This is a genomic window from Tenuifilum sp. (assembly GCF_037481895.1).
GTDB lineage: Bacteria > Bacteroidota > Bacteroidia > Bacteroidales > Tenuifilaceae > Tenuifilum > Tenuifilum osseticum.
The window spans coordinates 10,583-37,097 of sequence record NZ_JBBFKU010000035.1; the positions used below are offsets into that span (position 1 = coordinate 10,583).

Genomic DNA, 26,515 nt, shown 5'->3' on the forward strand with positions numbered 1-26,515 from the left:
TCGGTCTTTTTTTATTACACCCTAAATGTCAAAGGCATAGTCAAAAAAGGGAATAATTTTATTTAACTTTGGTTGCTAATTACAACCCAATGCTTCAAAGAATACAAAACAGAAATTACTGGATTAAGCCAAAGGTAATTGGTGGTTTCTTACTGATAATTATTTTTTCCGTTACAGCAATTGTTATGACCTACCAGGCGGTTAGCGACCTTAAAACTACCCGCCAAGGGCTTGGGCTTCCCGGACAAAAAATTACTGTTCTGAACAGGTTGCTTGCATCAATTTATACTGAGGATAGCGATTTTAGGATGTACGTACTGACCTCAAACGACGATTACCTTAAAACCTACAACAACAATCACCAAAAAGTTACTGCTGCAATAAAATCGCTTCAAAAACTGGCATACAGTAACCAATCGCAGCTAAACTCTATAAAAAAGATTGAAAAGCTACTTCAGAACAAAAGGGAAATTGAGGGTGAAATACTACAAATGCGACAAAGTATTAATACCAGCATCTTTTACGACAGGGCAATGCAACGAATTGCCCGAGCAGGGTCGGAAACCCAGCGTTACCATGAGGTTTACAAGCAAAAAACAGTAACCCAGGTAAGGCGCGATACCGTAATTTACAAAAAGGTAGACAATGAATCGATGGCCGCCAGGATAAAACGATTCTTCCTGGGACCAGAAAGAATTGACACTATTGCTACCGATACCCTTGTTGAATTTACGTACGATACCATACCTCACATCACCTACATATCGGACTCAATCATTCAACGACTTTTACTAATTCTGGACAACATAAGGAATGATCAGCAGAACCAACTTAGGCTTATCGACGAAAAGGAGAAAGAACTGCTTAACAGGAACAGAGCCATCCTGAATCAGGTTCAGCTAATTGTAACCAGTATTGAGAAACAGGAACAGGCTGAAGCTGTTAGCCAAGCATTATCGGTACAAGAAGTCTTGACCAAAAATCTCCTAATAATATTCCTGCTTGGGACCATTACGTTTATTGTGCTGGTTATACTTATAGCAATTATAATGAGGGATATATCGCGCAACAGCACATACAATGCTCAACTTATTGAGGCAAAACAGTATGCTGAAAATCTTTTGCGTTTGAAAGAGCAATTTCTGGCAAACATGAGTCACGAAATTCGTTCCCCATTAAGCGCAATTGTAGGGGTTTCGCGTCAACTATCAAAAACTGAACTGAATGGCAAGCAAAAGGAGTACGTTGATGTGCTTAATAGTTCATCGAACCACCTGATGGCTGTAATTAACGATATACTGGACTACTCAAAACTAGCCACTGGCAAACTACGATTGGAAAGCAGAGAGTTCTCACCACGCGAAGTGGTAAACGATACGGTTAAACTTTTTGAGGCAAGGGCAAATGAAAAAGGGTTACAAATTCTTTCGAATATCGATCAATCGTTACCGCACATTGTTGTTGGCGACGACTTTAGGTTAAGACAGGTACTTATAAACCTGCTTAGTAATGCCATTAAGTTCACTGAACAGGGCAGCATAATAGTATCGGGAGCAGTACTCCGTAAAACCGACGATTCAGTAAAAATTCAATTTACTGTTGCCGATACCGGTATTGGCATCTCTCCTGAGATGCAGTCGCAAGTATTCGAGGAATTCACCCAAGCCGATGGCGGAATATCACGCAAGTTTGGCGGAACAGGGCTGGGGTTAACCATTGTAAAGAAACTTGTTGAGCTACAGGGTGGTGAAATATCGCTTACCAGCGAACCCAATGAAGGTACCATTATAAGGGTGGTAATACCTTACAGTATCAAGGAAACCAGAACTACCAATGTTGACCAAGAAACCCATTACAGAATAAAAGCTGGCACTTCAATCTTAATCATTGACGACGATGAGGTTAACCGGTTAATAGTTACCGAGATTGCCAAAAACGTTGGCCTAGAGGCTGATGCCATAAGCGATGCCAAAAATTTAATTGATCAGCTTAAAGCAAAGAAGTACGATGCAGTTATAACCGATATTCAAATGCCCGAAGTTTCAGGCTACGAGGTGGTTCAACTAATTGAAAATGCCGGTTATAGCATTCCAGTTTTTGCAATTACGGCAAACGATATGATTGACAATCCTGAACATTTTAGCAGTTTGGGATTCTCCGGGTACCTCATAAAACCATTTACTGAAGCAGACCTCATTCGACTGCTTGGCCCTGTAATTGGAGCAACTGGGGTTGTTACGGGCGATAAAAGAGAGAGGGCTGATACTTACAATAAATTCGATATCGAGGAGATATACAGATTCACTGGGGGAAATAAAGAAAGTGTTAAGCTAATTTTAGAATCGTTACTTGAAAACACCCGAAAAAATGTTGAAGAGCTAAATCAGCTCATTAAAAGCAAGAATTTAACTAAGGCTTCAGCTGTAGCCCATAAGATGAAATCGGCTTTTAACCAGTTTAGGGTTTACGACATAGCAAGTATACTTCAACGAATTGAAACGCTCCCCCCCGACAAACACAAGGCAGCCACACTATACATGGATAGGCTAAACCGAAGAGTAAAGAGTTTTACAGTTGAGCTGCAGGAGCAAATTGACAACTTATTGAACTAGACAATCCGCACTCCCATAACAACAACATCGTCGATTCTTGGGGTATTACCATGCCAATTCTTAAGAGTTTCGTCAAGGATTTGGCGTTGTTCACTCATGGGTTTATGATGGATTTCAAGGAGAAGTTCCTTAAAGTGTTTTATCATAAACTTACGGCCATCTTCGCCTCCAAACTGGTCTACATATCCGTCGGAGAAAGTATAAATTACATCCCCCTTTTGGATTTGAATAACATTATTGGTAAACGAAAGTTCACCGCGCAGGTGAATGCCAATAGGCATTTTATCGCCCTTAATATGGGTCAACTCGTTGTTGCGGATCAGAATAAGCGGATTGTTTGCCCCAGCAAACTGAAGGGTTTGGGTTTCCTCATCAATAATGTAAATGGCAATGTCCATCCCATCCTTGCTTCCACCTATTTCACCGGTTTGGTGAAGTGCAGTTATAACCAAGTTTCGTAACTCATTTAGCACTTCATTTGCTTTCAGATCGGTTTTTGTACCAATGATCTGAGTTAGGAAGGATATGCCCAACATGCTCATGAAGCCACCGGGAACTCCATGTCCGGTACAATCGGCAACCACTGAAACCTTTAACTTGCCTACCTGAGTGATGTAGTAGAAATCGCCGCTAACTATGTCACGGGGTAGGTAAAGAATAAAGTTTTCAGGAAAGATTCGGTTAATCTGATCGGTGGGGGTAAGTAATGCTGACTGAATGCGGCTTGCATACTGAATACTACTGGTTATCTCCTCATTCTGGGCAGCAATTTTTTCCTTTTGCTGTTCTATTTCTTCCTTTTGAGCAACAACCTCGGCCGTTCGTTCGCGAACAATTTGTTCAAGACGTTCTTTTTCAGCAATGAGCCGGCGGGTATTCCATTTAACTATACCCCAAACCAAACAAACTGCAAGTATAAAATAGAGTATGAATGCCAAAATAGTACGGTACCAGGGCGGGCGAATTTCAAAAGAGTAGGTTGCCTCTAAGCTCTCATCCCCATAAATATTCTTCGCCTTAACATGGAATGTATATTTACCCTCCCTAAGATTAGTATAAGTGGCATCGGTTCGTTTATCCCACTGGCTCCAAGTGGTTTCGTCGGAACCTTCAAGGTAATGGCTATACACTATATCCTCCTCACGTTCGAAATATGGAGCTGCAAAAGTAAACACCATGGCATTATAGTGGTAACCCAATCGCGGCATTTGGTAGGGTTGTTGCTCTAACGATAATTTTCGAACCGAGGAATCCCCTTGAGTATAAAAGGCTCCACCGAACAGTAACGAATCCTTTGATACCACTTCACGAATTACGGCACGGAATGGAGCGTTAAAACTTCGTTTTACATGAGGATTGTAAACGTAAAGTTCTTTTGACATGCCAATCCAAAGGGTTCCGTCAGGATCAGCATATATCGCATCGGCCCACTTATTGGGAAGTCGCTTTAGATCGCGGTTGTCAGTTACCCAGTTCCCAGCAGAATCCTTAACAACTCGTTCAATCCAGTTCTTATTGTTACTATCGTAGCATAGGAAGGCATAACCATTGGAGAACTTTGTGGCTTTATAAATCCCAAAACGCTTTGAAAAAGCGCTACCTACTAAACCTCCCTGCTCAAACAGGTTGTTTTCATAGTTAAAGTGGTATATTCCATTTGAAGTAAGGATATATAGTGAATCATTAACAGGGAAAAGAATAATATACTGAAGGTTTTCTAGCCCCTTTATGCTCTCCTTGCCAAACTTAGATAATTTGGTAAAACTCTTGTTAACCATATACACACCAGAGTAACCTGTGGCAAGCCAAAGGTTCCCTTTACTGTCTTCAACAATTGAGCGTATTTCAAAATTAATGGAATCGCGAAATAAGTTATCAGTGTGTTTCCATTCGCCGTTTGCCCAGTCTATATATGCAACACCTGAATTTAACCCAATATACAATCTACCAGGTATGCTTTTTGATGGGTATAAAGCAAAACAACTATGTTGAATTTGTTTTGATAATTCAAGGTTTGCATTTAAAGGATTGCTAATACTTATGGCTTTACTTCCCTTTATTTCAAAAACACCATCGGTATAGCTGCCTGCAAGAAGCATTTTGGGTGCATTTGGTGGTGAAAAAATAGTTAACGCCCATACATTTCCATTAATACCATCTACAGGTATAAGCTTTGGAACTCCATTGCTGTCGTAAGCCAAATAATAAACCCCGTTGAAAGTAGCAAGATAAATAGTATTATTAAATCTAACAATGTCAACAATAATTTCCGATAAGCCACACTCCTGACCAAATCTTCCTATGGCAGAGTTCAACTCAACCTTGGCAATACCACCATCGTATAGTGTTGCCCAAAGGGGTGCATCGCCATTTTGAAACACTTCGGACACTTGGCCTGCGTGCATTCCCGTTTGTTTGTTAACCAGATTTATGGTTTTTAAGTCCGGGGCTAGCGTAACAACTCCAAAAAAGTCGGATTGAACAACCCCTAAAGCAATATTGCCATCATTAAGTTTAGTTGCGCTGTATGGTATTGCTGACTCGGTGGCCATTCTTTTGGCAAGGAGCGTTGGAGTGTCAACGCTTTCGACCTTACCGTTTGAATAGGTATAAAACCCATTATCAGTAAAAATAAAAATTTTGCTAGAGTCAATTGCTACAATTGAGAATACATTTTTATGAATAAAAGCCTGACCACCGGGGATAACTTCAAGGGTGCTGTCACTTGTAAAAGTCCTTAAACCTTGAAGATAACTGTTAACATAAAACTTATTGTTAGCCTTTAATGTAAAAAAGTTAGCATATTCACTTTGCTTTCCCAATGAAATAGGTTTTATAGTATTACCATCGAAAATAAAAATATTAGAAAGAGAGCAAAAGTAAGTCTTACCTTCATACCAGTATGTTTTGTAAATGTAAGAAAGGCTAGACTGAATGCTATCGGGTATGTTTTTGATAAGTGAATAATATTGTAACCTCCCGTTTGCAGTAGGTTGAAGGTAGCCTAACTCACCTGTTGAACCAACATATATAACCCCATCGGCGCCCTTACAAAGCGAACGAACCGACTTGTTTTCAGGCATAGGGATGCTACGCCAGGTTTTGCCATCGTATTCCAGAATGCCATTATCGTTTGTACCAAAGTACATCACACCCCTATCGTCCTGTGCGATACACCAAACCTGCTCGTTTCCACCGTAAACCTCAGGGGTATAGTTTGTAATAAGCGGATTGCCATACTTATTGAATTGCTGGCCACTCGCTTGTAAAACACTTATGAACAAAAGACCAAGAAATAGAAGCTTTTTCATGGTAAAACGCTATACTAAGATTTGATAAATATATTAAAAAAACGTTTAATCAGTCAATATTTTTAACTAATTGCTCCAATTAGTTGCTTAAAATGAAAAATCATATTTCAAAGTTGTAAAGATAAGGTTTTTAATCATATCGAAATAAAATCTACCAATTTCACTACTGTCCGATTTAAAAAATCTTTATCCACTACGCGGGAATAGGAGAACTTTACGCTGTTGGCGATGAGGTATTGCTAGAAAAACCAACCTTAACATTTAATATTCCTCATGGAGGATATTGACTAAGTTCGGTATAAACTAACTCTAAAAAATTTTTGCCGAACGGTAGTGATTCTCTATACAGAATCAATCACCTTTAATTGGCATATAGCAAAAAAAATGCCGGTCGTTGGCCGGCATTCACAAAAAAGTAAACGATTACTGCTTTATTAACTTTTTTAAAGTTTCCAGTTCAGCCTTTAAGTTCTCAATTTCCTTTTGCTGCTGAATAATTTGCAACTGAAGGTTTTCAACGGTTTCAACCGTTTCAAACTGCATGCGGGTTAGGTTAATGCCATCCCTTTCCTCCGATGCTTTTGTTAGCCAGGGTAAGTGGCCATTACGGGCAATGAACCGTTCAACGCTCAGGGGATCGAGCCGCTTGGAGTAATCGGGTTTGAATACAAAGTCTGGTTTAATTACGTCATTACAATATATATTGCCTGTAATACGTGCATCACCCACCACGTGTAGCTGTTTATCGGGTACGGTTGTTCCTATCCCAACTCGGGCATTTAAAGCAATTTCTTTGCTATCGAATCTGCCATAAATTAGTGCTTGCGTTGAATCGCCTCCAGAATTGGAAATATGCAGTCTATTACTTTTAGCCTCGGAAATACCAGCCTGATATCCAATAAAAACGTTGCTGTTCCCTGAACAGTTTAGTCCAGCCTGATGCCCAATGATAACATTAGCAAAACCGTTATTTGTTCCAGTTTGTTGACCAATAAAAATATTGTAAAAACCATTGGTTAATCCGGTTCCACTTGCATACCCAATACATACATTACTACTAGCAATAAAAGGACCAGTGTTGAAATTTGCAGCGCTTTGGGTACCAATAAAGGTGTTGTTGTTGCCATTAATATTGTACCCTGTAAAACGCCCAACCATTACATTGCCCGATCCATTAGTATTACCCCGACCAACATTGGAGCCCAAAAAGGTATTATCTCTTCCTGTTTCGTTGGAGGCTCCTGATGCCTGACCCACAAAAGTATTTTCATTTCCTGATGTATTGCTTGAACCTGCCATATCACCAAGAAACGAGTTGTCAGAACCATCAACATTCTTGTAGCCTGACCGATAACCTAGAAATAGGTTTCTGAAACCATTTACATTATAGTAGCCACTCTCCAAACCAAAAAATGTATTGCCAAAACCAGAAGTGTTTGAAAAGCCTGAACCGTTTCCGAAAAACATATTTCGGTTTCCATCGGTATTACTTTTACCTGACTCATTACCGATAAATATATTACTGTAGCCAGAGGTGTTGCTATATCCGGCCATATAACCTATAAAAATATTCTTAAATCCAGTGGAAGTACTAAACCCTGATTGTTCGCCAATTGCAATATTTTGCACACCGTTCAATGCATTTCCTCCCGCCTTACTCCCTAAGTAAACATTACCACCTCCAAATTGGTGAAGCATTCCTGCCTGATAACCAATGAATGTATTATCGCTTCCGGTATTATTTAAGCCAGTCTGATACCCAAGGAAGGTATTCCAATTCCCGGTGCTGTTTGCTTTCCCTGCCTGAAATCCTAAAAAGGAGTTAAACTGTCCGGTAGTAATGCTTGCCCCGGCTTCATAGCCTATCAAATAGTTTTCCTTTGTTAACTGAATGAGTTGAGCACTAGTCTTCCCGTTGGTGAGTCCACCAACAGCAAAGCCACCCTTGGCACCCTTACCCGGGTTCTCGTTAATGTAAAATCTGGCCGAGTCAGTGTTGACAAACAGTAGGTCCTGGGCTATAACCGCTTTGGTTTGATTGGTTAGTCCACCCACGGCAAAGCCGCCCTTGGCACCCTTGGTGCCGGGGCTCTGCTTAACATATACTCTGGCGCTATCGGGGGTTATACGTAGGTACTCCACTGGGCCTTCCTTGGTCTGGTTGGTCAAGCCGCCCACTGCAAACCCACCCTTGGCTCCTTTGGTTATGGCGCTGTCGGGGATATTTACCCTTACCCCCTCCTGGTACACGCCAAAGAGAACCTCGCCCTTGCTGTTCTTCACCTCAAATATGGGGTCGTCGGGGTTGGCGGGGTCGTTGCCCACCACCACCAGGTTCCTGGTAAACCTCAGGTTGGCGCTATCGGCGTACACGGCCATGGGTACGGGCTGTATCCTCTGGCTGCCCAAGCTGCTGAAGGTGCTGCCCCCGTCGGTGCTAAGTTCCACCTTTAGCCTGGTTTCATTACTTCCCCAGGGCACCTCCCCTAAGCTGCCCGATAGGGGCGTGCCCTCGCCCACGGTGAGGCCTACCAGCCCGTAGGGGCCGGTGTTCACGGCATGCCTCTCCGCGTAGTAGGTGGTGGAGCCATCGGAGCTGGTTATGCTCAGCCTGAGGGTTACGTTCTGGTTGGCCAGCACCTGCCCGCTGCTGTTGCGGAGCACGGCCTGGTAGCTGAACCCGGTGGGTTGCTGCGCTGCGGCGGTGATAGCGGCTACCAGGGCCAGCAGCAAGGTGTGTAACTTTTTCATGTATGTGCGATTTTGTTTTGCAGTTAAAAAGGCACGCTAAAACTACAAGTTAGACCTTTCCCTTTTCATTGTCAAATATTTATATCGATTTTTGACAGAAAAGTTAAAAAAATCTGCCCCTTTTTGGGGGCAGATCTTGTTTTATTAAGAGACTTTTTACTTGGCCAGAAGAAGCGATTTGAGGGATTCAAATTCGGCCTTGAATTTTTTTTCCAATTCGCTGTTCGCTCTTTTTAACTCCTCTATCTCTTTTTGCTGCTGAATAATTTGCAACTGAAGGTTTTCAACAGTTTCAACCGTTTCAAACTGCATGCGGGTTAGGTTAATGCCATCCTTCTCCTCCGATGCTTTTGTTAACCAGGGTAAATGACCGTTTAAGCGTATAAAACTCTCAACCGACAAGGGATCGTAAAATTCTTTGTAATCAGGGTTAAAAACGAAATCAGGCTTTGTATATGTTGATGTTCCTGTTCCATAGTAAATACTTCCAGTAACACGGGCATCACCCACTACATGAAGTTTTTTGTCAGGAGAAACTGTACCTAGTCCAACGTTCCCTGTAGAAAAATTACCGTATATTAACGGTGGGCTCGACGACGAATTGGCTATGTAAAGCACGTTGGAAACATTACCAGAATAATATCCAGCTTGATATCCAATTAGTACATTATTTGAGCCAGTATTACCTTCACCCGCTTGGTAACCAAGGAATACATTGTTAGACCCGTTGCTACCCTGTCCACTCCTGTACCCTAAAAAAGCATTCTTTTCTCCATCTATATTATCACCCCCAGCCCAGTATCCAATGAAGGTATTGTAGCTTTTAGTGTTATCCATTCCAGCAAACTGTCCAAAGTATGAATTTTGCCCACCCGTAAGGTTATTCTGCCCAGCAAAAAAGCCTACAAAGGAGTTTCTTGTTCCTGTAGTATTCTTTTCACCTGCATACTCCCCAATAAATAGGTTTTGACTTGTTGTATTTGAGTATCCAGAATAGTTTCCAATGCAGATGTTTTGCGAAGCCCACTGGCCAGAATAACCAGCCTCAAAACCAATGTAAACATTATTATCGCCTCCTGTATTATTCAAACCAGCATAGTTACCCAAAAAAACATTTTTACTACCAAATGTGTTTTTAACGGCAGTACTGTCGCCAATATAAACATTGCTTCTTCCGGATGTATTGGAAAATCCAGTCCTAGTCCCCATAAAAACATTATTGTAGCCTGTTGATGTATTATACCCCGTTTCATACCCAATAAAAACATTTTTTGTACCCGAGGATAGAGAATAGCCAGCTGATTCACCAATAAGTACATTTCGTTCACCATTAACAGCATTTGCCCCGGCTTTACTACCAATGTAGACGTTCCCTCCTTTTGAGGTATGCATCATCCCTGCTTGGTACCCAATAAAGGTGTTGTCGCTACCCTGATTATTTAATCCTGCCTGATACCCCAAAAAAGTATTAAGGTTTCCTGTACTGTTGTTTTTCCCAGCCTGATAACCAAGAAAGGAGTTATAGATACCTGAACTCATGCTTGCCCCGGCTTCATAGCCTATCAAATAGTTATCCTTGGTTAGCTGGATGAGTTGAGCACTAGTCTTCCCGTTGGTGAGTCCACCCACAGCAAAACCACCCTTGGCTCCCTTACCTGGGTTCTCATTGATATAAATTCTGGCCGAGTCGGGGTTGACAAACAGCAGGTCTTGGGATACAACCTCCTTGGCTCCGGTCAGCCCTCCCACGGCAAAGCCGCCCTTGGCACCCTTGGTGCCGGGGCTCTGCTTAACATATACTCTGGCGCTATCGGGGGTTATACGTAGGTACTCCACTGGGCCTTCCTTGGTCTGGTTGGTCAAGCCGCCCACTGCAAACCCACCCTTGGCTCCTTTGGTTATGGCGCTGTCGGGGATATTTACCCTTACCCCCTCCTGGTACACGCCAAAGAGAACCTCGCCCTTGCTGTTCTTCACCTCAAATATGGGGTCGTCGGGGTTGGCGGGGTCGTTGCCCACCACCACCAGGTTCCTGGTAAACCTCAGGTTGGCGCTATCGGCGTACACGGCCATGGGTACGGGCTGTATCCTCTGGCTGCCCAAGCTGCTGAAGGTGCTGCCCCCGTCGGTGCTAAGTTCCACCTTTAGCCTGGTTTCATTACTTCCCCAGGGCACCTCCCCTAAGCTGCCCGATAGGGGCGTGCCCTCGCCCACGGTGAGGCCTACCAGCCCGTAGGGGCCGGTGTTCACGGCATGCCTCTCCGCGTAGTAGGTGGTGGAGCCATCGGAGCTGGTTATGCTCAGCCTGAGGGTTACGTTCTGGTTGGCCAGCACCTGCCCGCTGCTGTTGCGGAGCACGGCCTGGTAGCTGAACCCAGCGGGTTGCTGTGCTGCAGTAGTTATTGCAACCACCATGAAAAGCAGCAAAACCTTAAGTTTATTCATTATCTATTTAATTTAGGGTTATAACTAAAAGGCAGGGGAAAGTTTAATCTCACAAAAGGGAAAACTTAAAATATCTTATAAAAAAGATTTAGGGGTGAGCCTCTGTATTGCTCACCCCTTTGAAAAATCATTTATTCTGTTTTACAACTTCAATCAAAAGCCTTTGTAATTCATTAATCTGCTCCTGAAGGTTGTTTATTTGCTGTTGCTGTTCTTTAATCGACTCTATTAAAACCGGAACTAACTTAACATAATCGACCGACTTAACCCCATTTTCATCGGTTTGAACTAGCTCAGGAAAAACTTTCTCAACATCTTGAGCTATCACGCCTATCTGGGTTCCAACGGGGAAATTGAACTTTTCAATCCCTTTATTAGACTCTTTGTCGGAAATAATTCCCTTAATTTCCTCATTACTCTTCCATTCATAGGTAACGCCTGTAATTTTACTAAGCTTTGCCAATGAACCTTTCAATGGAGTAATATTGTTTTTCAATCTCTCATCCGATGGATTTGTAAATGTTCCTGATACATAAACATTTCCGGAAAAATAACCAGCATAGTTGGTAGTTCCATTTGCACCATAGCCATAAACACCGTATCGTGTTCCTGTACCGGCTACACTTGCCACACCGTAAACTCCCATATATCCACCATCGCCTTTTACGCCTATACCCCAACCAGTAGTGTTAAGTTTATGTTCACCTAGAACAGCAGGATCGTCAACTGTATTAGTTCTATCGTCATAAGAATAAAGTTTGGAACCGGTTGGATCAACATTAACCCCAACATTTGCATTAAACTTTAACTTTTTATTGTCAAATTCGCCATAGATTAAGGGAGTGTTAGGGTTAACATCGGTGCCAATAACAAGAGCATTAGATACGTTCTGGAATGTCCCATAGCCAATTTTGTATCCAATAAAGACATTCTTTGACCCGGTGTTACTCCAACCGGCAGAGGTTCCTAAGTAAATATTCCCTGAACCAGTTGAATTTATTGAACCAGCATTAGTACCAATTATTACATTCTCATTACCTGTTGTTAACGAACTACCTGCACCACCGCCAATCAATATCTGCTGATGTCCTGTGGTGTTGTTTTTCCCTGTCCACCTACCTATCATAATATTAAAGTAGCCTTCAGTATTATTCTCACCAGCCGATGTACCAATGAATATATTTTGGCTTGAGGTATTCTTGAATCCAGCTAAATCGCCAATAGCGATGTTATTTTGGCCGGTTATACAAGAGTAACCTGCTTTATTACCAATGTAAACATTATTATAGCTGTTGTTGAAGCGACCTGCTGCATAGCCAATAAACACATTAGTAGTTGCATAAGTTGATGATGTTGAGTACCCAGTGCTATCGCCAATAAAAACATTGTACTGAAGATTAGTACCTGTGTAACCAGCAGCTTTGCCCAAAATAATGTTACTAACACCAGTTTGATTGGAATAACCTGCATAATCACCTATAGCTATATTAGAATTTCCAGTAGTATTACTCCGTCCACTCTGATTACCTATAAATACGTTGCTATTACCTGTAGTATTAGCTCTACCAGCATAATTGCCAAGAAATGAGTTGTTAGTGCCAGTAGTATTATATCTGCCGCTTTCGTTACCAATAAATACATTATTACCAGCTGATGTGTTTGACATCCCGGCCCTTAAGCCAATAAAAATGTTATTGGAACCATCAACATTTGCATACCCCGACTGGAATCCCAAAAAGGTATTATAAGTACCTGAAGTGTTTGCTCGACCAGCTTGATAGCCTACAAATAGGTTGTAGCTTGCAGTATTTGAGTAACCCGCATCGTAACCAAGAAAGGTGTTGAAATTTCCGGAAATATTGCTTAAGCCGCTGCTAGTACCCAAAAAAACATTATTGGAACCAGTTGTATTATTAAATCCACTTCCTATACCAACAAATACGTTGCTGGAGCCTGAATTATTGGCTCTACCCGTTGTTGTTCCTAGAAAAACATTGTAGTTTCCGGTTGAAGTTGAGTATCCCGACTCAAACCCAATAAATACGTTCTTAAAACCACTAACTATGGAGTAGCCAGCTGATTCACCAATGAAAACGTTTCGTTCACCGTTTGTGGCATTGGAACCTGCCTTGCTCCCAATGTAAACATTCCCACCCTTGGTGGTATGCGCCATACCCGCCTGGTAGCCAATAAATGTATTATCGCTTCCGGTATTATTCAACCCTGCCTGGTAACCTAGGAAAGTGTTCCAGTTTCCTGCATTGTTCAACTTGCCAGTCTGGTACCCCAGAAAAGAGTTGTATAGCCCTGTGGTAATTGACATCCCAGCTTCATATCCAATAAGGTAATTATCCTTGGTTAGTTGAATCAACTGCGGTGACGATGCCTTTGTCTGATTGGTTAGTCCACCCACAGCAAAACCGCCCTTCGCCCCTTTGGTGGGGTTCTCGTTCAAGTATATCCTGGCCGAGTCGGGGTTTATAAATAGTAAATCCTGAGCAACTACCGTTTTAGTTTGGTTGGTTAAGCCACCCACAGCAAAACCACCTTTGGCTCCTTTGACCCCAGAATCCTGCTTAATGTAGATGCGCGCGCTATCTGGGGTGATTCTTAAGTACTCCACTGGGCCAGCTTTTGTTTGGTTGGTTAATCCACCTACCGCAAAGCCACCCTTGGCTCCTTTAATGGCCTCATCCCTTATATTTATGCGCACCCCTTCCTGGTAAACACCAAAAATTACCTCGCCGTTGCTGTTCTTCACCTCAAATATTGGATCATCAGGGTTTGCTGTTGGGTTACCCACTACTACCAGGCCTTGGGCAAATGTTAGGTTTGGTAGGTTTGTGATGCTGCTTGCACCATTCCATACCGCCATCTGGCCGCTTACGCCGCTCCCTGTCACCCAGTTAGGGGTTTGCCATACCACCCCGCTTGTCCCTCTGCTTAGGTACTGCCCCGTTGTACCGGAACTATTACCGTAATCAACAAGCAATCCCCGCAACCTCATATTTCCATTAACGTCGAGGCGCTGGGTTGGTGTAGTGGTATTTATACCAATATTTGTGGCGTTGTTATATATTAGGCTACTGGCCGCCCAGGACGTTCCGTCGTGGCGTAGGGTTTGGCCTGTGGTTCCGGCAACCAGGGGACCCGGGGGACCCTGTTCTCCATCCTGTGCCAGGATTTCCCACGAATCGCCATCCCAAATATATGCTTTTTTAGCAACAGAGTTGTAGTAGGCCTGGTTGGTTGTTGGTGAGGAGGGGGGGAAGGAAGCGTTCCTAGCCACTGTATCGAAATGCCATTCTGTCCGGCAGGACCGGCAGGGGCTTCAAACTCTACCCAGTGGTCGGGATCAAGACGCGGTTGCAGGGTTGAAAGATATGGAGAAGTGCCTTCCAAGATCCACATGCTGTTAGCTGTTCCTCCCGTGTTCAATGCAAACACATAGTCGCCCGGATCGTATGTGGTCCCGCTTATCCAATCGCCTCGATTATTTAAACCCGTACCCGCAGGCCCCTGGGGGCCTTCTGGTCCCTGAGGTCCCTGAGCTCCCGGTAATCCGTCCTGAGCAAGAATCTCCCACGTATCTCCGTCCCAGATGTACGATATCTTGCTGGTGGTATTATAGTAGGCCTGGTTTAACTGAGGGGATCCAGGAGCGCTGGCGAGGCTGCCCAACCACTGGACAGAAATTCCATTAACGCCTTGATCACCTTGAGGGCCTTGTTCTCCTTGCGGCCCCTGTGGCCCAATGGCACCATCCTGAGCTATAATATCCCACCCTACTCCGTTATAAACGTACGATTTCTTTTCGGTGCTGTTGTAATATGCCTGATTTATACTTGGATTAGAGGGCGCATCAGCTAAAGTTCCTAACCAAATCAACGAAATACCATTTGAACCAGGTAACCCTTGTGGGCCCTGTAATCCTTGGGGCCCTTGGGGGCCAACTGGCCCTACCTCGCCGTCTTGAGCAATAATTTCCCAGGAATCGCCGTCCCAGACATATGATTTTTTTGTACTAGTGTTATAGTAAGCATTATTTAAAGTTGGTGCAATTGGTTCATTATCAAATGAGCCCAACCAAATAAGCGAAATGCCATCTAACCCAGGTTCTCCCGGTTCGCCCTTTGGTCCAGCAGGCCCCTGGTCGCCCTGAGCACCTTGAATCCCGGGCAAACCATCCAGTGCCAGTATTTCCCATGAATCGCCATCCCAAATGAATGAAGCCTTGTTCATAGTATTGTAGTATGCCTCATTTCGCGATGGGAAGGCAGGAGGGTTTGGCAATGAACCAAGCCATTTCATTGATATACCGTCGGATGCAAATAACGCATAAGGGACCGATAACAATCGCTGTATTCCCATATCGGTAAAACCTGCAGTACCCTCAGGCATTATTTCAACTTTTAAGTAAATATCTCCACTTTCCCATGGAATCTCAGAAAAATTTCCTTGAATAATATCGCCTAAACCAATTGGAACGTTTACTATGCCCAGTCCATTTGTGGCTGAAATCCTACTCTCTGAGTAGTAAACCGTGCTGGCATCATTATTTGTTAGGCTAAATCTAAAAGTTACCTGTTGGTTTGCTAAAACCTCTCCACTAGAATTTCTTATTACACCTTGATAATTGAATGCTCTTGGAGATTGCGATATTGCGCTAATGGTTATCAGGACAGATAACAATACCATGCCAATATTTTTCATGGCTAAAAAGTTTTAGTTAGACTTTTGAAAGGCTATAAAATAAAAAGGGGAAGTTACTCCTTTACCAGCTTAACAATCCGATTCAGATTATCCTTCTCCAGCGTTACTTTTAGCAGATAAATGCCTGAACGTATCTCCGATAGATTTAGCTCAGCGGGTACCGATTGCTCAACATTCATAACCTTTGAAATAACCTTGCGCCCAGTTATATCGTATAAATCAAATGTTGCTTTACCGCTCGCATTGGGTATTTCAAATTTAACCTTTACGTAATCCCTTGCCGGATTAGGGTATATGGTAATGTCGTTTTGAGTAATTCCAGGTTTATCAACCGATGTGGTAAACAGGTTTCCCTGCTGGAATCCCTGAGTCAAAATAAAATCAGCCGATGTGAGGGTAGTATAGGCAACCTCGCCCAGTGTCCAACTAATTGATAGCCCTGCTGATGAGTTTTCAAAGTATCCACCTCCAGCGGCAATTACCTGCATTGGTATGTCCTGCGACCATGCCGTTAGTGTGAATAGCGATAAAATTAATGTGTAGATTTTCTTCATTTTGTATTATTTTAAATTTGCATAATGAGCAAGTTAGTAAATTATAATACCAAAGTCAATTTTTTTACATTAATTTGAAGTTTTGTGTTTCTAATTTATCGTTTGGAGTGTTAAAATTAAAACAATGAGAGAGAGAGCATTAGTCTTAAACGAAGAGTTCAAAGGGAAAGATGCCCTTCAGGTGCTTACGTGGTTCCTGAAAGAGTATAAAGGGAGAATTGCTCTGAGTTCCAGCATGGGTGCGGAAGACCAGGTGCTTACCGATATGATAATGAGGCTTGACCCTGAAGTAAAAATTTTCACCCTTGACACGGGACGATTATTCTACGAAACCTACGAGCTTATTGAGCGCACCTCGCTGAGGTACAAAAAGAATATTGAAATATACTTTCCATCGCCAGCCGAAGTTGAGAGAATGGTCACCGAAAAGGGGATTAATCTGTTTTACCAAAGTATTGAGAATAGGAAGGAGTGCTGTAGGGTTCGCAAAATAGAGCCCTTGAAAAGGGCTTTCAAAGGGTTAGAGGTTTGGATATGTGGTTTGCGCCGCAACCAGTCAGCTACCCGAACCGAAAACCAAATGGTTGAGTGGGACGAGGCTAATGGCCTTATTAAGCTTAACCCGCTTATTGATTGGAGCGAACAGGACGTTTGGGAATATATTAAAGTCAATGGGGTGCCCTACAACCCCTTGCATGACAAAGGTTTTCCAAGCATTGGCTGCCAACCTTGTACCAGAGCCATTGAACCCGGTGAGGATGTTAGAGCTGGCCGTTGGTGGTGGGAAAACCCCGAGACCAAGGAGTGCGGTTTACACAATCGGAAGAAATAAAAAAAGCCCCATTTGGGGGCTTTTTTGAGGTACCGAGCGGATTCGAACCGCTGTACGTGGTTTTGCAGACCAGTGCCTAACCTCTCGGCCACGGTACCCTTTGGCACTGCAAAGATACAAAAAAAATTAATCCTGCAAATTTTTGTGGGCTTTCAAAACTTGCGTTCAAGTGAAACACTCACCTTTTCAACTTTTCCTCCGAGTGGTGGGTTTAACTTTGAAACTTTTACCCATACCCTTTCCACGTTTTTGAAGTTATTGTGTATAGCTGAAACAATACGCTCCGCAACATGCTCAAGCAGCTTAGATTTTAGCTGCATTTCCTCTTTAATCAGATTGTAAACAACCTGATAATTCACAGTATCATTTAAATTATCGTTAAGTTGAGCCGCTTGTGTTTCGACCTCAATTAAGATGCTTACCTGAAAATGATTCCCTACAACTTGTTCCTCTTTGTAGCATCCATGGTAAGCGTAAAACTCCATGTTCTCAATCTCGATAATTGCCATCGGTTAAGATATAATGTGTGTGTAGTATAGTTAAAGGGTTAAAAGCCAAGCTTGTGAGGTTAAGTGCAAACCACGCACTCGCTCCAATTCCCTCAAGGCTCTATCGCGATTAGTAAATTGGTATATCACCACTCTGTAAACATTGTTGCCCGGTAAAATGAATGGCTTATAGCCCAAACGCGAAACCTCATCAATTAGCTTTTGGGCGTTATCGCGGCTAGTAAAACTGCCAATTACAATATAGAAAGTCTTGCTCTCCTCTACTGGTTTATCCTGAAATAAAAGGGCACTTTTTTTATCAATTGGAACTATTATACTTGTGTGCTGTTTCACCTCGCTCCTTGAAACAACATTTATGGAACTATCAGTTGATTGATTTTGATCTGATGCCGAATCGGATTTAACCTCGCTTACTGGTTGTTCATAATTACTAGGCTTGATACTTTCATCAGGAACAACCAGTGCCACTTGCGAAACACTTTCGGACTTGTTACCTTCCCAGAATCTTAATTCAGGAATAAAGATAAATGCTGCAACAACACCTATAACAATAACAGCAGCAAATAAACCTGCTGCAAACGACCGCTGGGACTTTTTAGGAGTTGCAGGAATATATGATGGGGTTGCTTCAACATTAACTGTAGGAGTGGATTTATCTTCCTTGCGATAAGTTGGCATGGATGTACCTAAATCCTGATTAGCTTCAACCCTTGCAGTTCCTTGATGGCTAACAACAATATCAACTGGTGGTAGGAATGTTGTTGATAAAGCATCATCGGCAATCAGTTCAATTCCTCCATCAACCCCGGTTTTAAGCGAGCCTATTCCGGGAATTGAAACTGTTTTATTTTGTTTTACGCTATTCAAAAGAGTTTGACAAAACTCTTCAACTCTTCTACTTGCCTCACTTTTTGAAAGGCCATAACTTGCTTCAAGGTAATTCTCAAGTGCCTCATCGTTAAATGTTCGGTTAGGGTCAAAAACAAAGTACTCCTTAGGAGGCAGAAGCGTTTTGCCATCGTTGGCTAACCGAGCTGATTCGTACTTCCGTACAATGCTGCCAAGCCCCGGAAGGCTAACATAATCGTTGGTTTGCAAAATTTTTTGCACTATAGCATTCAATTCCAATGCTGTAGGGTGTTTGGGGTTTAACTAACAAATGTATAAAATTATTTGGGTTAAATCAAAATGGTTGGGTTATGGTTTTCAAAAAAATACATTCAACTTTTTTAAAATAAAGATAAATGTCGTTTAGCTAAGAAAAATATACATACCTTTTGTCATTCTGAGTGAAGCGAAGGAACCCTAATCGATCCCATGAGATGTTTCGCTTAGCTCAACATGACAATAGTTTCACGAACAACGAACAACGTTTCCAGCCCCGTAGGGGCTAAACATTTGTAACACCGTGGCTACTCCCACACGTATAGCGATGCACGCAATGCATATGCCAAAGAGCAAGGGTGAGGCTTTGGATTGCAAAGGAAAAACATTGCAAAAAGTGATTTCCACGTTCTTTCTTGTCTTGATACAAGAAAGAACCAAAGAAAATCAAGGCTGAAAAGCCCGACCCGATGGGTACCCCGTGGGTGGAACTGCCACGCGATACAATTCGCCACGCCTTCGGCGTGACTCATGTGGTATCGCTTACAAAACCCACCGCCACGTTCCACCCCCGACCCATTGCCGGGTCTGGCTTTTATGCCATTGCTAATATCATTCCTTTGGGGTTGAAGAATTTCATTAACAGAAGAAATGAAAATACAAAGAGATGCTTCGGCGAAGTCTTTCCCGGTAAATCGGGACTCAGCATGACAGCGTAATGTTTCGCTTGCGCGCAACATGACTAATAACCTTAACTAAACAACACTGAAATAAAGATAGAAATAGAGGTTGCCCATTAGGACAACCTCTATTACATAGACTATCTACCCTTCCTAAAACTTGTACCAGAAACCAATTCCCATAGAATATGATGGTCCGTTTTCATATTTCTGATTAAAAGGAGCAACCCATTCGGTTGATTCTACTTTACGCTCTTGTGTAGCCAAACCTACCTGGAACCCTAAGTCGAAACCTAAATTTTCCTTTAGCTTTAAGCTAGCGCCAGTGTTGAGCCAAATGGTGTTATTCTCAAATTCCATTTCCGATTGATATTGCCTTTTCATCTTATAGGGAGCATAAGTACAGCCAACACCCCAGTTGAACTTTTCGGTAAACTGGTACTCAGCCGCAACCCCAAAATCGATACCATTATGGTAGTATTCGGCAACGTTAACTCCATCAACATCCTCATCGAGTGAGAGCATGGAGTATAGTGAAACATTCATGTTATAATGCAAGGTTAGCTTTTCGTTAGCATTATAGGCCACGCCAAGGTTATATGTTGGAACATAGGTCGATTTCACCTTATCGCCATCGGTAAATAATCCACCACTTTTGTTATCATTAACCTTGGTTTCAAGTTCCATTTCAGTGAAGTAGCGGAAAGTATTTGCTATTAGTAGATTTGGCATAGGTTTTAGGTCAACACTTCCAATAAAACCAAAACTTTGACCTGTAAAATCTACATCTATTTCAGTCCGTGGAATAGGTACAGCAGATGGTGCAGGGGTATAGGTGATATCCAACCAACCCTCCTGATGGTTCATCTGGCGGGAATACTGAAAAGCGCCACCAACCGATAACCAATCGTTAACACGATAGGCTGCACCTAGCCAACCCCCTACACCATAAGCAGAACCTTTAAAACTAGTTTTAACACCATAATCGGTTACTGCGCCAGGCAGCAATCCACCCATTATACCAGTAATCACATTGAAATAACCCAAACGCTCAAATGTTGGTAATCCATCGTTATAGTTGCCGGCGCCACCACCATTGGTGATTCCTGCAAACATAAATAGCGCAAACCTATCCTTTTTATAGGTAAGATTTAGTGCTGGATAAAGAAGCGAACTGGTTTTACTCTTGTACTCTAAATTATTAGCGGTAAAATTACCATTATCGAAAATGCTTTTGGTGGAGTAGAAAGGAATTGTTGAGAACTCGAGGGTAAACCCGTCGTTTCCCCAAACGGTTCCTGCTGGGTTGTAAAAGGGGGCATCGGTTGTGGTTGATGCATTTCGGTTTCCGGTCTTCATTTTGGAAGCACTACCATTATTGGCAGGATTGTAATCGGCCATAGCCACCATGGTTCCAAGCACAAAAATGCTAAGCAATAAAATGTTTCTTTTCATATCAGTTTGGTTTAAGGTTTGGTTTTCAAAAAATTCAGCTCAACATGTCGGGCAGGTAGTAATTTCAACCCCAACCCAATTGTTAATGAGCGTTAACAAAAGTTGTTTTTAAATGGTTATTATTCGTTCAAATAAAACTTTGAACCTCCGAAATGTTGTTCTTTTAAATTATGAACAATGCATTGAACAGCTCTTTTGGGCAGGAAAACTCGTTATAGCCAATGGTATGTTTGGTACTAGTTAATGACCATTGCTAATTACCGTGTTTGCCAGAAACTATGAATATCTTTATCTGCAAGGTTAGTTATGTGTTTCGCTTCGCTCAATTTGACAAGTAACCATATTTAAGTTAGATTGAAACACATGAAGGCAAAAGGTTACTTTTCATCAATAGGAGTAAGTTATCATTTAACTCGTGAACTATAGCTCTACAGCAATCTATAGTTGTTTTTAGGAAATGGTAAACCTAAATTTGCTAAGCTGAAATGGATAATAACAAAAAGGCCGCCATAAGTGGCGGCCTTGATAACTATGCATGTTCAGGTTTACTTTACTGTTGAACCATTTGAAACCGAATCGGCCGGTATAACCAGCTGTAACCTTCCATCTACATCCTCGGCCATTAGAATCATTCCATGCGACTCAATTCCTCTGATGGTTCTTGGCTCAAGGTTTGCCAGAACTACTACCTGTTTTCCAACCATTTGCTCGGGCGTAAAGAACTCAGCTATGCCCGAAACAATAGTACGGGTATCAACTCCGGTGTCAATTTTCAGCTTTAACAACTTTTGTGTTTTTGGTACCCTCTCAGCCTCAAGAACCTTAGCAATGCGAATATCCATTTTGGAAAACTCATCGTAGGTAACTGAATCTTTCAAGGGGGTTACCTTGATATTTGCCTTCTCGTTAGCCTCTTTAGCCTTCCGTAACTTTTCGAGCTGGCGCTCAATAACGTCGTCTTCAATCTTATCGAACAGAAGCGATGGCTCGTTCAACTGGTGACCGGGCAACAAAAGATTATCGCCACCTGCCAGATTCCAATCCTTTCCATTTAGGTTTACCATTGCTCTAATCTTTTCAGCGGTAAATGGAAGGAAAGGCTCTAATAGTACTCCAAGGTTAGCAGTAATCTGCATGGAAATGTTCAGTATGGTTGCAACCCTTTGTGGGTTTGTTTTGTAAACCTTCCAGGGTTCAGTGTCGGCAAGATACTTATTACCAAGACGGGCAAGGTTCATAGCCTCCTTCAATGCTTCGCGGAAGCGGAATTCATCAAGGTTTTGCTCTATGGATTGTTTAAGCTTGGGTATCTCGGCAAGGGTTTCGCGGTCGTAATTGTCAAGTTCAGCAATTGCAGGCACCTTTGAATCAAAATACTTCTGTGTAAGAACCATTGCACGGTTTACAAAGTTACCCAGAATTGCAACCAATTCACTATTATTACGGGTTTGAAAATCCTTCCAGGTGAAATCGTTGTCCTTGGTTTCGGGCATGTTGGCGGTAAGAACGTACCTGAGTACATCCTGTTTACCGGGGAACTCATCGAGGTACTCATGGAGCCATACAGCCCAGTTACGCGAGGTAGATATTTTATCGCCCTCAAGGTTAAGGAACTCATTGGCAGGAACGTTATCGGGTAGTATATAGCTACCCTCTGCCTTAAGCATAGCAGGGAAAATGATGCAATGGAAAACAATATTATCCTTTCCGATAAAATGGATCAGCCTGGTTTCAGGATCCTTCCAGTACTTCTCCCAGTTTGGTGTTAACTCCTTGGTTGCAGAAATATATCCAATTGGAGCATCGAACCATACATATAGCACCTTTCCGGTAGCTCCTTCAACCGGCACGGGAACACCCCAATCCAAATCGCGGCTAACGGCACGTGGCTGTAGGCCTTGATCGAGCCAACTCTTGCACTGTCCGTAAACATTAGGCTTCCATTCCTTATGCTCTTCCAGAATCCATTTCTCCAGATCGGGTTGGAAGCGGTCGAGCGGTAAGAACCAGTGCTTTGTTTCCTTCATCACAGGCTTTGACCCACTGAGCATGGATCGGGGATCCTTTAGGTCGGTTGGACTAAGGCTTGTGCCACACTTTTCGCACTGGTCACCGTAGGCGCGATCGTTTCCACAATGTGGACAAGTTCCCATGATATACCTATCGGCCAGAAATTGACCTACCTCCTCATCGTAGTACTGTTCCGTTGATTTCTCAATGAATACACCCTTATCGTAAAGCTTCCGGAAAAATTCACTGGCAGTTTCGTAGTGTACCTTTGAGGTTGTTCGGGAGTAAATGTCGAAAGCAATGCCAAACCTCTCAAAGGAATCCTTGATGATTGCGTTATACTTATCAACAACAGCCTGCGGTGTGGTGTTCTCCTGACGTGCCTTAATGGTAATAGGAACCCCATGCTCATCGGAACCGCACACGGAGATTACCTCAACTCCTTTAGCTCTTAGGTAGCGGGTAAAAATATCGGATGGTATGTAAACGCCGGCAAGGTGACCTATATGAACAGGTCCATTTGCGTAGGGCAAAGCCGATGTAATCAGGTAACGCTTAAATGAGTTCATCTGTCTTGTATTAAGTAACTTAGTATTTCAATGGAATATACTAAAAAGCTGTAGGTGTGTGACTTTGTAGCAACCAAAGCATATGTACCCATACCCAGCTATTTAGTGCCACAAATCTAATTGATTTTCTTTAAAGAACCGAAAAGTATTTCAAGGTGAATAAGTAAAACCTTAATGACAAAAATGAGTTTTATTTCAAAAAATAATCTAACTTTAAAGTCCATTTTTTTACAACAGGTGCATGGAAAACATTACACCCCCATACCTACAACCAGGCGATACAATAGGGATTGTTGCTCCAGCTCGATCAATAACACGCGATGAGCTTCAGCCGGCCATTAGGTTTTTAACATCACAGGGTTTTTTAGTTAAAACAGCACCACACCTATACTCTAAACACTACCAGTTTGCCGGCACCGATGGCGAGAGAGCTCAGGATTTAATGGAGATGATTGAAGATCAATCCGTGAAAGCTATTCTTTGTGCTCGCGGAGGATACGGCACGGTAAGAATATTGGATTTATTAAACTTACGGAAGCTTCAACATAACCCAAAATGGATTATTGGCTATAGCGACATCGCCTTCTTGCACAGCTTAATTACCGGCTGGTTTGGCATTGAAACGCTCCATGCCACCATGCCCATCAATTTCCCCGATTCTGTTCAAGGAAACCAATCGACCATGGCGCTGATTAGCGCCTTAAAAGGTGAGAGCTTATACTACGAACTAAAACACCATCCATTAAACCTTCCTGGACATGCCACCGGGGTTCTCATTGGCGGAAACCTTTCCATCCTTTCATCGCTCAGTGGCACAACAAGCGAGATGTCCTATAGCGGTAGGATTCTATTCATTGAAGATGTTGATGAGTACCTCTACCATATTGACCGCATGATTATGCAGCTAAAGCGTTCAGGCAAGCTTAAATCAATTGCCGGGCTTATTGTAGGACACTTTAGCGACATGAAGGATAATAGCGAACCTTTTGGTTCCGATGCTTACGAAATTATTTACAGCGCTGTTAAGGAATACCGAATACCTGTTTGCTTTGGATTTCCTGCTGGACACGCAGAGCCTAACCTCCCTCTAATTATTGGTAGAACCGTTGAATTAAAGGTTAGCGATGAAGGGGCAAAAGTAGGATTTTACAGGAGTTTAACTTGATATTAGTTCATTAAACCCAACCGGAATAGTAAACAGGGTTTGCGAAATCTGCATGGGTGTAATACTTAAAACCTTTATGCTGCTTCGCAGTTTCCGGAACCGGGTACGGTCAATTACCATCAATGGCAATATCCCTTCGGGTTGTGGTAAACTTACCAATTCTTCAATGGCTGTTCCAGCATTGGCCAATGCACTGAAAAGTTTAGGAGCAAAGTCGTACTTTGTTTCCGAGACCCAATATGTTGTTTCAGTTTGAGTGGCTAAGTTTTTTACCCTCCACTGGTAACACCTGACACCATTAATTTCAATATAGTTCTCTGACTTTAGGATACTAACATTTGAAATGGCGGGAGAATTATCTACCTTAACTTTGGAGTACATCTTATTGCTGAACGATACCAGGTAGGTTGATCCACTTTCCACATTGGCAAAGTAGGATCGTATCAACTTACCACCTTTACTAAACTCGTTAACACGTATTAAGTTGCCCTTTATGTAAACCTCAACCTGTATGGTATCGTATGCACCCTCGCGAACAATATTGACTTTACCCTCAAAACCGCCTACCTTTGAGTAGGCGTTTGTGGATAGCAGTATAGTGAAGAATGCTATGTAGCAAATAAACCGCAAGCCCAAAAAAAGAGTTAATCAACAAAAATTTATATCGATTTTTGTTAAAAATTGTTTCATAGAATGGTAGAAAAAATTGGTGGCAACAAGGATTTAGGCAGTAAGGGCGAAGAAATTGCTGCGAATTACTTGGCTGCAAAGGGATATAAAATTTTACACAGGAACTGGCACTTTGGCCACAAGGAACTCGATTTGGTGACACAGCTAAACGACACCCTTGTTATAGTCGAGGTTAAAACCCGAAGTACCCACTACTGGGAGGAGCCCAAGGAATCGGTTAAACGGAAAAAGCAAAGAATGATAGTTGAGGCTGCCGACGAGTATGTTCAAAAACACAACCTTGATTGTGATGTGCGATTCGATATTGTTTCAATTGTAATTAACCATGGCTTACCACCTGAGATTGAGCATATTGAAGATGCTTTTTACCCAACACTATAATCTTCAGCAATTACTGACCTATGAATATTGAACTGATTAGAGAGCATTGCATATCAAAACCAGATGTAACCGAAAGTTTTCCGTTCGACGACGACACCCTGGTTTTCAAGGTGAACGGGAAAATCTTTGCCATGGTTAACCTTAGTGGTGACACACAGCTTAACCTTAAATGCGATCCTGAACTCGCCATAGAGCTGCGTGAAAAATACATGGCTGTTCAACCCGGCTATCACATGAATAAACGCCACTGGAATACTATAGCAATAGACGGGTCAATACCCGATGCCTTGATTTTGGATTGGATTGACCATTCCTATAATTGTGTTTGTTTAAACAAGGGGAAACGTAAATTAGGTGGCAGAAAGAAGAAGTGAGTCAAGAATAAATTTCCTATATACTTTAGTTAAGGATATATCATATTGAGCGTTAGCATAAAAGATGCTTGTCATGCTGAGCCATGTCGAAGCATCTCTTTGTACCTTTTACCATTTGATGAGATCCCTCGACTGCGCTCGGGATGACAAAACGCTTACTTTTTCTACTCCGTTGTCATGCTGAGCTAGCTGAAGCATCTCATTGTCCCCTCATCCCCTTTATTAATCAATGAGATTCCTTAACGAGTAAGGAATGGTGTAAGCAGAGGCATAAAAGCCTGATCCGGCAATGGGTCGGGGGTGGAACGTGGCGGTGGGCTTAGTAAGCGATACCACATGAGTCACGCCGCAGGCGTGGCG

At 42.5% G+C, this 26,515-nt stretch carries 17 protein-coding genes and 1 tRNA gene; 6 read left to right on the forward strand and 12 right to left on the reverse strand.

Annotated elements, in window-relative coordinates:
• Positions 1-89 precede the first annotated feature (89 nt).
• Entirely contained in the window at positions 90-2,612 is a 2,523-nt protein-coding gene (locus WHS63_RS10540; RefSeq protein WP_445205069.1) for an ATP-binding protein, read from the forward strand.
• Here the strand turns inward: WHS63_RS10540 and WHS63_RS10545 are convergent.
• The 6 genes from WHS63_RS10545 to WHS63_RS10570 form a co-directional block, all read right to left on the reverse strand.
• Positions 2,609-5,923, reverse strand: coding sequence for a SpoIIE family protein phosphatase (locus WHS63_RS10545; protein ID WP_445205070.1), 3,315 nt, complete (start codon positions 5,921-5,923; stop codon positions 2,609-2,611). The genes WHS63_RS10540 and WHS63_RS10545 overlap by 4 nt on opposite strands.
• Before the next feature lie 423 nt (positions 5,924-6,346).
• A complete protein-coding gene (locus WHS63_RS10550; RefSeq protein WP_445205071.1) occupies positions 6,347-8,674 on the reverse strand; it encodes a hypothetical protein in 2,328 nt (775 codons plus the stop codon).
• Between the two features lie 156 nt (positions 8,675-8,830).
• Positions 8,831-11,119, reverse strand: coding sequence for a hypothetical protein (locus WHS63_RS10555; RefSeq protein WP_445205072.1), 2,289 nt, complete (start codon positions 11,117-11,119; stop codon positions 8,831-8,833).
• 127 nt (positions 11,120-11,246) lie between these two features.
• The gene (locus WHS63_RS10560) at positions 11,247-14,126 is read right to left on the reverse strand and encodes a tail fiber domain-containing protein (RefSeq protein ID WP_445205085.1); all 2,880 of its coding nucleotides are present in this window, start codon (positions 14,124-14,126) and stop codon (positions 11,247-11,249) included.
• A 71-nt stretch (positions 14,127-14,197) separates the two neighbouring features.
• Entirely contained in the window at positions 14,198-15,832 is a 1,635-nt protein-coding gene (locus WHS63_RS10565) for a hypothetical protein (protein WP_445205073.1), read from the reverse strand.
• A gap of 53 nt (positions 15,833-15,885) precedes the next feature.
• Positions 15,886-16,386: a T9SS type A sorting domain-containing protein gene (locus tag WHS63_RS10570; RefSeq protein WP_445205074.1), complete on the reverse strand. Its 501-nt coding sequence runs from the start codon at positions 16,384-16,386 to the stop codon at positions 15,886-15,888.
• A 124-nt stretch (positions 16,387-16,510) separates the two neighbouring features.
• On the opposite strand from WHS63_RS10570, the gene WHS63_RS10575 reads away from it, so the two are divergent.
• Complete coding sequence (locus WHS63_RS10575; protein ID WP_445205075.1) at positions 16,511-17,218, forward strand: phosphoadenylyl-sulfate reductase; 708 nt, start codon at positions 16,511-16,513, stop codon at positions 17,216-17,218.
• Positions 17,219-17,245: 27 nt separating this feature from the next.
• Here WHS63_RS10575 and WHS63_RS10580 read toward each other — a convergent pair.
• From WHS63_RS10580 to WHS63_RS10590, 3 genes are all read right to left on the reverse strand, one after another.
• A tRNA-Cys gene (locus tag WHS63_RS10580) sits at positions 17,246-17,316 on the reverse strand.
• Between the two features lie 54 nt (positions 17,317-17,370).
• Positions 17,371-17,727: a dihydroneopterin aldolase gene (gene folB, locus WHS63_RS10585; RefSeq protein WP_445205076.1), complete on the reverse strand. Its 357-nt coding sequence runs from the start codon at positions 17,725-17,727 to the stop codon at positions 17,371-17,373.
• A gap of 30 nt (positions 17,728-17,757) precedes the next feature.
• Complete coding sequence (locus tag WHS63_RS10590) at positions 17,758-18,855, reverse strand: SPOR domain-containing protein (protein WP_445205077.1); 1,098 nt, start codon at positions 18,853-18,855, stop codon at positions 17,758-17,760.
• 446 nt (positions 18,856-19,301) lie between these two features.
• On the opposite strand from WHS63_RS10590, the gene WHS63_RS10595 reads away from it, so the two are divergent.
• Complete coding sequence (locus tag WHS63_RS10595) at positions 19,302-19,550, forward strand: hypothetical protein (RefSeq protein ID WP_445205078.1); 249 nt, start codon at positions 19,302-19,304, stop codon at positions 19,548-19,550.
• A gap of 114 nt (positions 19,551-19,664) precedes the next feature.
• On the opposite strand, the gene WHS63_RS10600 is transcribed toward WHS63_RS10595, so the two are convergent.
• On the reverse strand, positions 19,665-20,966 hold the full coding sequence (locus WHS63_RS10600) for an OmpP1/FadL family transporter (protein WP_445205079.1): 1,302 nt from the start codon (positions 20,964-20,966) through the stop codon (positions 19,665-19,667).
• Between the two features lie 545 nt (positions 20,967-21,511).
• On the reverse strand, positions 21,512-23,545 hold the full coding sequence (gene metG, locus WHS63_RS10605) for a methionine--tRNA ligase (protein ID WP_445205080.1): 2,034 nt from the start codon (positions 23,543-23,545) through the stop codon (positions 21,512-21,514).
• Positions 23,546-23,786: 241 nt separating this feature from the next.
• On the opposite strand from metG, the gene WHS63_RS10610 reads away from it, so the two are divergent.
• On the forward strand, positions 23,787-24,710 hold the full coding sequence (locus tag WHS63_RS10610; protein WP_445205081.1) for a S66 peptidase family protein: 924 nt from the start codon (positions 23,787-23,789) through the stop codon (positions 24,708-24,710).
• Here WHS63_RS10610 and WHS63_RS10615 read toward each other — a convergent pair.
• Complete coding sequence (locus WHS63_RS10615; RefSeq protein ID WP_445205082.1) at positions 24,702-25,340, reverse strand: hypothetical protein; 639 nt, start codon at positions 25,338-25,340, stop codon at positions 24,702-24,704. The genes WHS63_RS10610 and WHS63_RS10615 overlap by 9 nt on opposite strands.
• 63 nt (positions 25,341-25,403) lie before the next feature.
• Between WHS63_RS10615 and WHS63_RS10620 the strand changes: the two genes are divergently transcribed.
• The gene (locus WHS63_RS10620) at positions 25,404-25,781 is read left to right on the forward strand and encodes a YraN family protein (RefSeq protein WP_445205083.1); all 378 of its coding nucleotides are present in this window, start codon (positions 25,404-25,406) and stop codon (positions 25,779-25,781) included.
• 20 nt (positions 25,782-25,801) lie between these two features.
• The gene (locus tag WHS63_RS10625) at positions 25,802-26,155 is read left to right on the forward strand and encodes an MmcQ/YjbR family DNA-binding protein (protein WP_445205084.1); all 354 of its coding nucleotides are present in this window, start codon (positions 25,802-25,804) and stop codon (positions 26,153-26,155) included.
• Positions 26,156-26,515 lie beyond the last annotated feature (360 nt).